The sequence below is a fragment of the Synechococcus sp. PCC 7336 genome, from assembly GCF_000332275.1.
Classification (GTDB): Bacteria; Cyanobacteriota; Cyanobacteriia; order Thermostichales; family PCC-7336; genus PCC-7336.
Genome location: NZ_CM001776.1, coordinates 1,295,814 through 1,308,418, shown reverse-complemented (window position 1 = coordinate 1,308,418; position 12,605 = coordinate 1,295,814). Strand labels below are relative to the sequence as shown.

At 52.2% G+C, this 12,605-nt stretch carries 11 protein-coding genes and 1 pseudogene; 1 reads left to right on the top strand and 11 read right to left on the bottom strand.

Annotated features, from left to right (window positions below; all coding sequences use genetic code 11):
• Positions 1-35: 35 nt before the first annotated feature.
• The 7 genes from SYN7336_RS24740 to SYN7336_RS06350 form a co-directional block, all read right to left on the bottom strand.
• Complete coding sequence (locus SYN7336_RS24740) at positions 36-743, bottom strand: pentapeptide repeat-containing protein (RefSeq protein WP_017325096.1); 708 nt, start codon at positions 741-743, stop codon at positions 36-38.
• A 228-nt stretch (positions 744-971) separates the two neighbouring features.
• Positions 972-1,700, bottom strand: coding sequence for an N-acetylmannosamine-6-phosphate 2-epimerase (locus SYN7336_RS06375; RefSeq protein ID WP_017325095.1), 729 nt, complete (start codon positions 1,698-1,700; stop codon positions 972-974).
• A gap of 2 nt (positions 1,701-1,702) precedes the next feature.
• Positions 1,703-3,121 carry an MFS transporter gene (locus tag SYN7336_RS06370; RefSeq protein WP_051039771.1) on the bottom strand — a complete coding sequence of 473 codons (1,419 nt, stop codon included), beginning with the start codon at positions 3,119-3,121 and terminating at the stop codon, positions 1,703-1,705.
• A 75-nt stretch (positions 3,122-3,196) separates the two neighbouring features.
• Entirely contained in the window at positions 3,197-4,552 is a 1,356-nt protein-coding gene (locus SYN7336_RS06365) for a 1-acyl-sn-glycerol-3-phosphate acyltransferase (protein ID WP_017325093.1), read from the bottom strand.
• A gap of 54 nt (positions 4,553-4,606) precedes the next feature.
• Positions 4,607-6,550, bottom strand: coding sequence for a long-chain fatty acid--CoA ligase (locus tag SYN7336_RS06360; protein WP_017325092.1), 1,944 nt, complete (start codon positions 6,548-6,550; stop codon positions 4,607-4,609).
• A gap of 141 nt (positions 6,551-6,691) precedes the next feature.
• Positions 6,692-7,096, bottom strand: coding sequence for a DUF3110 domain-containing protein (locus SYN7336_RS06355; protein ID WP_017325091.1), 405 nt, complete (start codon positions 7,094-7,096; stop codon positions 6,692-6,694).
• A gap of 84 nt (positions 7,097-7,180) precedes the next feature.
• Positions 7,181-7,951 carry a hypothetical protein gene (locus SYN7336_RS06350; protein ID WP_017325090.1) on the bottom strand — a complete coding sequence of 257 codons (771 nt, stop codon included), beginning with the start codon at positions 7,949-7,951 and terminating at the stop codon, positions 7,181-7,183.
• Positions 7,952-8,119: 168 nt separating this feature from the next.
• Here SYN7336_RS06350 and SYN7336_RS24735 point away from each other — a divergent pair, with 168 nt between their 5' ends.
• A complete protein-coding gene (locus tag SYN7336_RS24735) occupies positions 8,120-8,512 on the top strand; it encodes a DUF4168 domain-containing protein (RefSeq protein WP_227498657.1) in 393 nt (130 codons plus the stop codon).
• A gap of 67 nt (positions 8,513-8,579) precedes the next feature.
• On the opposite strand, the pseudogene SYN7336_RS28695 reads toward SYN7336_RS24735, so the two are convergent.
• The 4 genes and pseudogenes from SYN7336_RS28695 to SYN7336_RS06330 all read right to left on the bottom strand — a co-directional run.
• Positions 8,580-8,762, bottom strand: a pseudogene (locus SYN7336_RS28695) (transposase); the annotation flags it as partial.
• 119 nt (positions 8,763-8,881) lie between these two features.
• Positions 8,882-9,613, bottom strand: a complete 732-nt coding sequence (locus SYN7336_RS31970; protein WP_202951142.1) for a hypothetical protein — start codon at positions 9,611-9,613, stop codon at positions 8,882-8,884.
• A gap of 20 nt (positions 9,614-9,633) precedes the next feature.
• On the bottom strand, positions 9,634-10,356 hold the full coding sequence (locus SYN7336_RS30620; protein ID WP_156820058.1) for a hypothetical protein: 723 nt from the start codon (positions 10,354-10,356) through the stop codon (positions 9,634-9,636).
• On the bottom strand, positions 10,346-12,562 hold the full coding sequence (locus SYN7336_RS06330) for a tetratricopeptide repeat protein (protein WP_017325086.1): 2,217 nt from the start codon (positions 12,560-12,562) through the stop codon (positions 10,346-10,348). Before SYN7336_RS06330 ends, SYN7336_RS30620 begins: the two co-directional genes overlap by 11 nt.
• Positions 12,563-12,605 lie beyond the last annotated feature (43 nt).

Genomic DNA, 12,605 nt, shown 5'->3' with positions numbered 1-12,605 from the left:
CAAGCCAGTCTCTATGCAATCCCACCAGCCGTCAATTAGCTACTGCGGATATCGCCATCGGGCATGACTGTGCGTTCGAACCGAGCGGCATCCAGATCCACTCCCTCAAACTCTGCCCCGCGCAAACAGGCTCCCGCAAAGTTGGCACCATCCACCTGTGTGTGACTCAAATTTGCCCCGATCGCCTGCACGGAGTCCAAGACGGCATCCGATAAATTCACCCCAGCCAAATTCGACTCCATTAAATTGGCTTTGGTTAAATTCGCCTCCACCAGGTCGGCACTGGCCAATTCCACTTTGCGCAATTGAGCTTTCACCAACTGAGCCTCTGACAAAATCGCTCCTGTAAAATTAGCGCCCGTGCAGTCTGCACGACTCAAATCGGCTGCCGTCAAATCAGCGTTCCACAAATTCGCTCCCGTTAAATTTGCCCGCTGTAGTTTTGCTTGCCGTAAATTGGCATCCCATAAATTGGCATCCCATAAATTGGCTTCCGCTAAGTTCGCACCGGCTAAATTTGCCACGCTCAGATTGGCCTTCCACAACTGAGCCCCCTGCAAGTTCGCCTCCATCAAATCGGCACGGCTGAGATCGACCCCCATCAAAACGGCACGACTCAAGTTGGCCCCAGTCAGCAAGATCTCGCTCAAGTTCTCCATGCTGAGGGTTGCTCCAACCAATTCGACACCGGCAAAATCGCGCTGGCCAGACTCGTAGAGCTCCAGTAATTCCTCCACCGTCATCGATCTATCCGTTGGAGTCGTGTTTTGTCGCATTACCTATCACCCTACAGACTTGCCTTGCGCCAGCCGAATCAGTCCACTCGCCAAACCGCCTGAATCCCCATCGCTGGTGCAGTGTAACTCTAGTCTGCCATTTGAGAGGACCGCAGCGATCCTTCGCCAGCCTTGAGTTTCGCCAAGCAGCAGCCCGAGTAACAGTCACACGCATTACGGATCGGTGGGCGATCGCTACTGCCCTGCTGCTGCCTCTACAGCCTCCACATACCAACGGGTAATCGTATCGGGACGCGTGATGGCTGTCCCCACCACTACGGCCCAGGCTCCAGCGGCGATCGCCTGTGCCGCCCGAGCGGGCGAATTGACGCGCCCTTCTGCAAACACCGGCAGATGGTGGGTTTGGGTCAGTCGACTGACCAAATCGAGATTGGGGCGATCGCGCGGCAAATCTGCCGTTGCGGGGGTGTAGCCGCTCAGGGTGGTCGACAGGCAATCCGCGCCTGCTTCTACACAAGCTGCAGCATCCTCGTCGGTGGAAATGTCGGCCAGGACGATGCAGTCGTAACGCTGTTTGACAGCACGGATCAATGCGGGACCGTTGAGGTCTGAATCTGGAGCGGGACGCGATCGCAAGGTTCCGTCCATCGCCACAAGATTGCAGCCAGTGGAGAGCAGGTCTTCCACAGCTTGGAAAGAGCCGGTGATGCAAACCGTCCCGTCGGGAAATTGCGTTTTCACGAGTCCGATCACTGGCAGCGAGACCGTTTCAACAATCTTGCGAGTCTTTGCAACCCCTTCTGTCCGAATTGCTGCTGCTCCGTTCTGTTCTGCTGCCCGCGCGAACATCGCCACCCCTTCTGGGGAGTTAAATGGGCTCTCTCCCTCCGCTTGACAGGACACCACTAAGCGATGTCGGAGCGATTGCAGTAGGTCGCCCCAATTGAATCGTTCACTATTCATGCTCAATCACAGGTGGGCGCGGGCAACCCCTTCCGCTCGTGCAGTTGTTTCAAAATCTCCGCATGACGCTTGCGGGTAATCGGATAGAAATAGGCCAAAATCAGACCGCAAATGAGAAACACCAACGGCAGCGGGCCGATCGCCACTCGAATCGCCATCAAAGCTGAATCCGGCTGCACTGCCAAATCATGATTGAAGCCCGAAATTTCCAACGCCTGCCCCACCATAAACAGACCGATCGCCAGCCCCAACTTTTGCAACAACACCATAAATGCGTAGAACACCCCCTCCCGACGTTCCCCCGTATTCAATTCGTCCTGATCGATCACATCGGGAATCATCGACCAAGGAATCAAGTAGGCCGTCGAGATGCCGATTCCTGCCAAGAAGCAAAGGAAAAAGAGAAAACCGCGATCGCCTTGAGGCAAGAAGAACAGAAAAATTTGGGCAACAATCCACAGTGACATGCCCAAAAAATACACCATCCGCTTGCCCAATTTACGACTGAAATAGCTCCAGACAAACAACATCACGATCGCCGTCCCCTGCACTGTAATCGCCAGAGGCGTGGGATCTTCCATTCCCATCCAATGCTGGGCATAGAAGGGAATGATCGAGGCTGTGAGCTGGAAAGACAGCCAAGAGGCCAGATAAATGCCGATGACAAACAAAAATGCCTTGGTGCTGAAAACAACTTTGATTTGCTCGAAATAGGACAGCCCGTGCTCGGTGGCAGAACTATAGCGTTCTTCGGTACCCCAAACACACAGAAAAATCGGAATCACCGCCATCACGGCGATCGCCCCAGCCAACACCACAAAGCGCATTTTCAGATCGTCGATTTGGCCAAAAATCACTTGGGCCATTACTAACGCCAAAATGCTGCCGCTAATCGAAAACGTGAAGCGAAAGCTATTCAAACTGGTGCGCTCGTTATAGTCCTCCGTCAATTCGGGCGTCAGGGCAGCGTAGGGCAAGTTGAAGCAGGTGTAGAAGGTGTGAAACAAAATTGCAACGATGGCGTAATACCAGAACCAAGGCCACGGGTTAGTGGCTATATCGGCTCCGAAGTCCGGTACCATCCAGCCGATAAAAAAGAAGAGCCCGAACGGGATCGCCGCACACAACATCCAAGAATGACGGCGCCCCCAGCGGGACTTGGTGCGATCGCTCAAACTCCCAATAATGGGATCGTTAATGGCATCCCATGCCTTGCCAACCAGCAGCACTGTTCCCGCCAGCCCCGGCGGCAGCCCAGCCACCTCGGTCAGAAAGAACAGCAGGTAAAACACCATGATAGTGGCTGTCATGCCCGCCCCCATATCCCCCACGCCAAAAGCGAGCTTAGTGACTAAGCTCAACTTTTCAGAGGGTGGTGTCTCGCGCGGCTCGATCGCCTTTGATTCGGAACTTGAAGTCATCGCCATAGTTTCACCGACAGTTTGCCACCGACAGTTTGCCACCGACAGTTTGCTTTACAGCATAGGCACTCTTCCTTATAGAAGCATTTTTTCTAAAGCCACCTGCAGCTCGTCAGTCACAGCCGCAATGGCCTGACGGCGATTCTGCTGATATTGAGGCCAATATTGCGTCACCGAAATCGGATCGCCCACTGTAACGGTAGCCGTCCGCAGGCCCAAACGCGGGTAGGAACCAATGGGCGCATCTTGCAAGCGAGCGACTAAATCCCACAGCAAGATTGCCGTTTCGGCAATGCGCTCTACCGTCGGTTTTTCGGCCACATAGTCATTTTTCAGCGCCACAAAATTTTCCACCAGACGCATGTGCCAGAGCAGCTCGCTCGATTCTTTCGCAATTCGATCGGCCAGCGCCTTTTCCACCAGCGGCAGCGCCTCGATATTGTCAATATCCTCTCGAAAGATCCGATCCCAAGCCGCCTGTTCGATGCGATGGCGACGCTGGATCAGTTCCCCCTCGGAATCTAACCCCAAGGCCCGCTCGGGGACGCTCAGAGAAGCCGAGAGTAATGCTTGCAGGCGATCGCGCAATGCCCCTTCCCGAGGCAAACTTTGGTCGTAAAAGCGCTGGTAAAAGGTCTCCACCTGAGGCAATAGGTAATCCCCCAGCCGCACCAATCGCTGGCGAAACCATTCGCTCCGCTCCTTACCCTCCAGTAGGGGCATCGGAGTGCGAACGTCCAAACCGCAGTCGATTTCGAGCTGGCACAGCAGGCGGTGTATTGCCTGCCAGGGGGGGCGGTTGAAGGTGTAGCGCATCCCCAGCGGCACAATCCAGACCTCTTCATCGCGGTTGGCCTTTTGCAGATCGCCCACACACCAAAACCCCATTTGCGCCACCCCCGGTTCCAGTGGGTTGACAATTTCGCTATAGCCATTGACCGTGCCTTCTGGGGCGAGCGCGACCGGAAATGGCCCATCGCTCAACAATTGGCGAATCACTTTCAGGGCAGTGCGATCGACCGTCCCCCGCTTGATCGGCACCGACCCCATGCGGGTAAACAACCAGCGCGCCGCCGCTCCCCCCCACATCAAAATGCCTCGTTCGTAGAGATAGTGGGCGTGGGTTTCGCCGGGGATAGGTTTGCCGAGGCGGCGAGCTTCTCCAGGTAACACACTCAGCAGCATATGCTCCAGACTGGGGGGATCGTCGGTGGACGGATGGCGAAAGGCCAAAATCATCCGGGCTTTGTGCTGGTGGAAATCCCGATAGAGATCCACTAAGGGTTCTGGATTTTCGACGGTGACGCGGCTGACCTTAGCATTGATCCACAACCAGGGGGCACCGATGACCCGCAGCAAGGTGAGAATCCAAGGGGTATAGCGGGGGGGTGCAAAATCGAGGGGGGGTTGGACGGTGCGGACGGGTTTCATGGGGTTCGTGCGAGGAAGGGTTTAGCAACGGGGCTGGAAATCTCGTGGGATGGTTTAGGGCTCGTACAGACTGGCGATCGCCTCGGCGTAGCGTTCGGTCACCTGTTTGCGCTTGATTTTCAAGGTTTGAGTCATCAGCCCATTTTCAATCGAGAACGCTTCCGGGACGAGGCAGAAATCAGCAATGGTGTCGTCCGAGCGGTAGCCGGGGCGTTGCCGAATGCGCTGTTTGAGTTCGCTGGCAATCAGTTCGCGGACGGCAGCCTGTTGCAATAGATTCTCGGCGGGCAGTCCTCGGGATTGCCCCCAAGCGGCGATCGCCTCTTCGTTGGGGTAAATCAGAGCCCCGAGTCGTTTTTGGTCCTGACCGACGACTACAATTTGGTCGATGTAAGGGCTGCGGCTACAGGCGTCTTCTAGGGGCACCGGCTCGATATTCTCGCCATTGCGCAACACAATCGTGTCCTTTGCTCGCCCCGTCAGCACGAGATCGCCTGCGGGGGTCAGCCAGCCCAGATCCTCGGTATTGAACCAGCCGTCAGAGGATAAGACCTTAGCGGTTGCCTCGGGGTTGTTGTAATAACCTTGCATCACCTGCGGTCCGCGAGCGAACACGAGGCCCACGCGGCCTGCAGGTAGAGGGGTGTGAGTTTCGGGATCGACGATTTTGATTTCAGTCTCGGCGATCGCCCTTCCCACGGTGCCGCGCACGTTATGGCTGGGGCCGCGACCGGCCAAGACGGGAGCCGTTTCGGTGAGACCGTAGCCGTTGAGCACGGCAATTCCGGTGACTTCAAAGAAGGTGTCGATGTGGCTGGGCAGCGAGCCGCCGCCGCTAATGGCATAGCGCAATTGGGGCGCAACCGCTTGGCGAATGGTGCGGTAGATGAGGCGATCGCCCAGTTGGTGCAGGGGGGCGAGCAATCCGGCTTGCAGTGCAGCCCAGCCCCGTCGCAGGGGAGAGATGTGAAAATGCTGAATCGATTCGTTGCGGGCGATGCGTCGCTCGACGATGTAGCGATGGCTGATGGCCAAACAGGTGCGAGCCAGAGCCTGTTTGAGGCCGGTCTGTCGCTGCAACTGCTGCTGGATGCCGTCGTAGAGCAATTCCCAAATGCGCGGCACGGCTACTAAAAAGTGAGGCTGCTCGGTCTTGAGATCGGTTTTGAGATGGCGGGGGTTAGTGTAAATCACCTGACAGCCCTGACTGAGCACGAGGTATTCTCCCGCTCGCTCGTAGGCATGCCAGGTGGGCAAGATGGACAAAACGCGATCGCCCGCGTTGAGGGGTAGCAATTGCCGCAGTGCCTCCACCTGATGCATCAGATTGCCGTGGGTCAGCATCACCCCCTTCGGGCGTCCTGTCGTGCCGGAGGTGTAAATTAAGGTCGCTAAGTCTTCGCGGCTGAGGTCGGGTGGAGTAAAGGAATGCGATCGCCCTTTGGCTTGTACCGCCGCAAAGGTCAAACACCCCTCAACAACTTCGTCAGAGAGCAAAATGACCTGCTCGATGTCGGTCCCGGCCAATTCCGGCTGCAGCCGCTGCCAAGTTTTAGCATTTTCCACAATCGCGATGCGGCTGTCGCTGTGTTGCAGAATGTAAGCCAATTCCCGCGCGTCTGCCGCAGAGCTGCGGGGGGCGTTGGCCAACCCCGCCATCGCGGTGCCGATGTCGGCAATCAACCAGCGAGGGGAATTTTCCGCCACAATCGCGACTCGTTCTCCCCCAGAGCAACCGAGTGACTGCAAGCCACTGGCAAAGGCGATCGCCTGCTCGTACACCTGTCGGTAGGTCAGCTCGACCGTCGGTTTGCTGTGGGGATCGCGCAGGGCGAGGCGATCGCCGTAGCAATCGGCCAGCTCCCGCCACAAGGTTGGCAAGGTGGTTAAGTTCGCTTCAACAGCCATAGCATCCAAATCGAGACAGCCCTGCCATCGAGTATGAACGGCTGGCTCGAATTCGCAAGGGCTGTTCGGGTAAAACGGGGTCGCAGACATACGCATCGCACTCCAGCACGGCAGCTACATCGGGATGTCTGTATGTTAGGGATGCCCCTTTCACCCCCCGCGACCGACTGTGCCACTTTCTCAAGTGGATGCAGGCAATATCGGCCTCCCAATCGGTGTAGGGCAAGAGGATTAAAGCAAATTCTCAAACTGCTTGCGCAAGCGCTCCAGAGCTGCATCACTCAGCTTGCCATCCGAGTCGCGATCGCCTTCAGCCACCTCAGTGGCAGCAGTTTCCCCCTCGCGATTGAGATCCCAGGCATCCTCAGACAAATTTGCTTCCGGCGGCACCACCAAATCTTTAGGCGTCACCAAGCGGTAGCGAAATCCCGCCGACTGGCAAAACTCTTTGATATCCTCGTCATCGATTGCTTCCACCGTGAGAGTTGGAAAGTCTTGTGCCTCCAGCATCATGGCAAATCGAGCAGCATCGTCCTCCTGCTCGAACATCAAGACTGTATCGGTCTGCCCCTGCTTGAGGGTATGAATGCCTTCGCTATCGGTATCGGCATTGAGCAGTAGAACGAAAACTCGCATAACTCCTAAATGAGAATGGGGTGGGTAGCTCGAAACGATCCCGTTGCTTGCATTGTACGACTCCACCCTCGATCTGTCGGACAGCTATGGCAATAACGCCTCTCGCCAATCGGGATGGGCGGGCTGAGCTAGTAGGTCCCGTTGAAAAGCGGCAATGTCGTAGTGGGGAGGACGATTGAGGGGGGCGGTGAAGCTGGGGGCGGGCAGATTGAGGCGATCGCAAGCCGCTTCGTAATAGTCCTGTCGGGTGGGGGACGGTAATGTCATGCCCACATAGACTGGCTCTACGTCCTTCAGAGTCAGGGCCGCCAGCACGGCTGTTGCTGCATCGTCGTAGTGAATGAGGCACAAGATTTTGTTGGGGGGGCCGGCAGGGGCACTGCCCCGTCGCGCCAGCGGAGTAATGGGGCCTCGACCCGGTCGGTGCAGCCCGCCAAAGCGAATCGCGACACCGGTCTCTCCTGCCCAGTCGCGAAAGGCTGCTTCGGTGGCGGCAATGCCTCGGGCTCGATCTTCGGGGCCAGGGGGAGTACCGGGGGAGATCGGGCCACTGGCGTTGGGTCCGTAGTATCCCGTCGAACTAATCAGAACGGCTCGGCGGGGGACACCAGTCTTAGTGATTTGTAGTTGCGCGATCGCTTCTGCTTGCGCCGCATAGCCGGGGATGGCGAGAAGAAAGGCATCCTCAGACTGCAGAATATTTGCTGCACTACCCACCCGTGCTTCCACCCCCATCGCTTGTAGTGTGGAATGACGCTTGGTGGATTGGGTGATTCCCACGACGGGGCCAGCAGTCCATCGCTGGGCGACACGACCGCCCAGTTCGCCTGTTCCCCAAATGACTAGTCGCTGCATGAAATCCTCGATCGCCATTGACCTACAGACTAAGCGATTCTTTGATGCAATAGAGGTGTTTTTCTGGAGGGAGCTTAAGATTGCTCTGGAGGCGCGGACGAGCACTCGATTGACTCGACTGAAGGGGGGAGTGTTGCCGATACTGGTGAGGAATTTGTTGTGAATGAGATGATTCGATGGACTGCGATCGCGACCGTCGCGAGCTTGGGAGTATTCATCACCGACGTGCAATTGCCTGTTGCGATCGCGCAAGATGCACCGATATCGGAGGATATCGGGCTGGTCTCTAGCGAGCAAGTGAATGACGAACAGGTGACTCAGCTGGTGCGATCGCTGCTGGCGATCCAGCCCTTGCTAGAAGAATCAACTGCACAACTGCAAGCGGCAGAAACCGAAGAGCAACGCTGGGAAATCGAGCGGAGCTTCATTCAGTTGGCCACCTCCATTCTGGAAGCGCGAGGGTTGACCGTCGAACAATATCGCCAACTGATGGCACTCGCCAATAACGACGAAGCATTTAGCGATCGCGTCGCCAGCCGCCTCGACGAACTCCAACCCTAAGGCGTGTCATCAGTTAAGCCAGATGGCAGAAGCAGCTCAATAAATTGCTCCGAGGAAGTTACGAGCCGTAGTCGCCAAAGCGCTCGGGTCGTCCCGCCAGGGAATCCCGGCTCGATATCGGTCAAGGACGGTATCGACAAACAGCCGATTGTCTTTGGCTGTACCGCCCACATGCCCTTCACGTCCTGGCAGAAAGTCCTCTATCTTCTATCTTCTTCAACCGCTCGTCTCTCAGTCCGTAGCGACGCATCTTACACTCGTTTAGGCTAGTTATGACACATTTACCTAACTGATGGCAGGCCCTAGCGTAATAATTCTTGAGGTTTCTCCGATTGGACGGTAGAACCTAATTCATTAAGCGAAGTTTTATTAGGCAAAATCGACGCGAATCTCAATGATTCTGCGCCATTGCCTCTGAGATTCAACAATCAATTGAATAATTCCAAACCCCCCTGGCCCAGGTTCTACAACATCATATCTGCGGATGACTTCACCAAAACGGGTTCGATAAGTGGCTAGACTTGTACCGAGGGGCTGCCCCGTGCTTGGATTTATATCGCCTGCCCAAGTCCCCCAATCTTGATACTGTTCGCGCCAGGGCACCAAGATTCCATCGAGCTCGGGTGGTGCGAGCCCTTCGTCAGCAGCTAAAACTTGGATTGCATTATCAATTGCTACTGTTGTTGCTCCAGAAAAGGCAACAGAGCTGAATCTATCTCGGACAAATTGTACTGTTGCAAACCCAGGATTGGGGCCTACATCTTCTTGTTTCTGCCGACCCCATATTGGATTACTAGGGTCACCTAGTCGTTGAGCAAAGGGTGTTCGATTTGAGGTGAACTGCTGTTCAGAAAATTCAGCTTCTGCAAATTGAACAGAGGAAACGACTGATGGATTCAGGTTAGAAGGCAATGTTGAAGTTGCATTTTGAGCTACAGACGATTGTATAAAATTTCTAAAAATATTATCGGCTGTCCCTTTGCTGAGTAAAAAGTTGATTGAATAGGCATTCGTAGGGCGCTGAACAAAGAAACTAGCCGCTGTGGCGGAAGTTGCCCCTGCAGCAAGGAGCTTAGTAAATTTTCGTCGATTTAGAGACATGGTTTTCAATCAATATACGATCAGAAGAAAGATTCTATGGAGCGTCTCAGACGATTCAAGTCATTAACGCCGTCGTTCAAATCATCCAGACTAGGTCTTTCGCCAGTACGATTGTTATTGGTTTGTGACTCTCTTTCTTGAGTTCTCAGTTGTGGATATTTCCTCTCAAGCTCGGTCTGCCCACTAGGACTAGAGCCTTGCGGTAATGATGACGATGCAATCAATTCAGCCTCAAAAAACAGGAGATTACAACTACCGCTTCTTGCCCTGAGGCATAAAACCTCAATCGCAACACTACTAGAATTCAAAATATTCATTGGAACACTCACCAAAGATCCTGGAAGAATTTCGTTGTAAGAGTGCTCTGTATTACCGTCCTTATAGATATTCATTTCGACAGCAGATTCATTTGAAATAGATGCATCAGAGAGACCAAACTTTAAGTTCAGTGTTGAAAATGGTCTACCTGAATTTAAGTTACAAGTGATTATAGTTGCGGAATTCCTCAGGGCTTTAACGCTAAAGCGAGCTCTTAAAAGTTCTCGACCAATTGAAACATTACCCGTATCGTCAGACACATAATTGCCATAAGAAGATGATGTATTGAATGAGACGCATTCGGAATTCGTCAAAAGATAGGAAAAATCATCGGCACGCTGAGCTTCTGCTGTCATTCTAACGATGCATGTGAATAGGAAGACTAAAATACCTACCCAAGCAAAATTAATAGCTTTAGCTTTCATTGGACTTCCACCACAAGAGTAATTTCAAAAATAGACTTATCTTAGATTCTTCTGGCAACATTAGCCTACATTTTTCTAGCCTCTCTTGACATTGTGCCGTCCAAGCATGATTTTCACCTAGTTTCTTCTGAAAGCTCTCAAGAGCCCGTAGATAATAGCCATTTGCTATGTCAAATTTCTCCCAATCAAAATATAGACTAGCCAAATTGTAGTATATTCCCGCAACATTAGGATGGTCTTTCCCAAGCAACTTTGTGTTTTTTTCTAAGGCTTTTCGATACTCTCTCTCTGCCTCTTCAAATCTTTTATTCTTCTGGTAAATCATTGCTGTAAGATTTAAAGTTTCTACAATGTCGGGATGATTCCCTGGTAAGTTTTCTTCTCTCAAGGCTCTAGATTTTAAGCTGTATTCTTCTGCCTTTTGTAGATCGTCTTTTCTATAGTAAATAGTTGCAAGAGTCATGAAGCTTTCGGCTACTTTAAGATTATCCTCCTCTTGGAAGTTCTTTCGAATATCTAGAGCTCTGTAACCATATTCCATGGCATTATCGAGTTCGCCTGTATCGCGATATACTGCGGAGAGCGTGGTAAATATGTCTGAGGCTAAAATTTCATGTCCTATATTCAGTTGCTTGACTATCTGCTCAGCTTGAGTGAGCATTTCCTTTGCTTCCTCTGGTCTAGCTCTAAAAAAATAAATTAGGGCTAACTTCTGCAATACAGCAATCCCTTGAAGATTTAACAGATTGCCAAATCGATTCAAAATCGCTCCTTGGCATTGCTCATAATATTCTTGGGCTGTTTCATATGCACCTTGTCCTTGGTAAAAGTATCCCAAGCCAAAAAAAGGTGAGGTTAGATCTGAATCATCTAGCCATTCAAATAAGTAGGAGCTTACCTCTGATAAATGGGCAACCAAGGAAGATAGCTGACTAATATCTTCTCGAATAGGTCGTTCAGGAATTTGCTTGGCTCGCTCAGCAATGACTTGACAGACTCTTGCCTTGATTTGGTTCTCATTTTCTTCCGATTCGGCAAGTTTTTTCTTTATAAAATCTCTAACCAAATTATGTAGTTGATATTTGTTTTCACTTATTCTCTGGAGTAGATTAAATTTGCACAACTTGAAATCGCGAAAATCTTTTAACTGTCGAGGCTCTATTTCAGGAAAGCATTCTTCTAGCAAATCCCACTCAATTGGAGCAGCTGCAAAAGCACTCAAGAACATACATAGCTCCTGAATCTCTTCAGAGAGCTCTACCCAGCTTAAGTTAAATATTTCCCAAATAGTCTCCTGCTTAGGATTGCCATCCATCGGGACAGATAAAGCAGAATTCAATAATGATTCCTGTAATGATTCCTGAATTTCTTCCCACCGATCTGGACATTGCCGTAGATACTGCCCTACCAATTCGATTGCTAACGGAAGATAGCCTAAGCGTTGGCAAACATCTCTACTCAATCTTGGCTGCTTTGTAATTAGCTCATGCCCTGCCAAAGTATTTAAGAGATGAAGAGCAGACTTTTCATGGAGGGGATCGAGATTAATCGATATAAAACTTGGCCCAAGTTCTTGGCGGCTGGTCATCAAAATTTGGAATTTAGGATTGAGCCCTGGCAAGTATGGCTGAATAGCTGCATAGTCAGATACGTCATCGAATATCAACAGTACTTTCCCTCGCCGATGCCAGTGCTTCCAACACCATTGTGCTTGAGCAATTGAACTATTAATTTGCTCGGGAAATTCATTAATATCGAGAGCTATAATTGCAAACTCTACAATCTGAGCCCCCAAATCAGCACTGCGCGCTTGCAACCAACAGGTTCCACCTGGGTACAGGTATGAGTATCTTCGGGCATACTGCCATGCCAACTCTGTCTTCCCAACACCACCCATCCCAATAATCGCTGCCGCCATCTTGTTTGAGGATGGCAGCTCCCTCTTGAGTACCCTTGCAAGTTGTAGTAGTTTGTCCGAGCGACCTACAAACTCTGTGGAGCCATGACACGGCAGGTTTTCAGGATACTGGCGAGAAAAGGCTATATCTGGAAGGATTTGGCTTATATGTATAAATAGTATCTCACCCAGCTTCGAGCCAAAACCACTTAACACAGGCACACTGGCTGCAGAAAGTTTCGATAATACTGCAGCTATAGCAATGGGCACCGCTACCCCAGCAATTGTTGTGATGGGACTGAGCTCCATAAAGAGATGCTGAAACTTACATAGAGTAGCTTAGCCCAAGTTA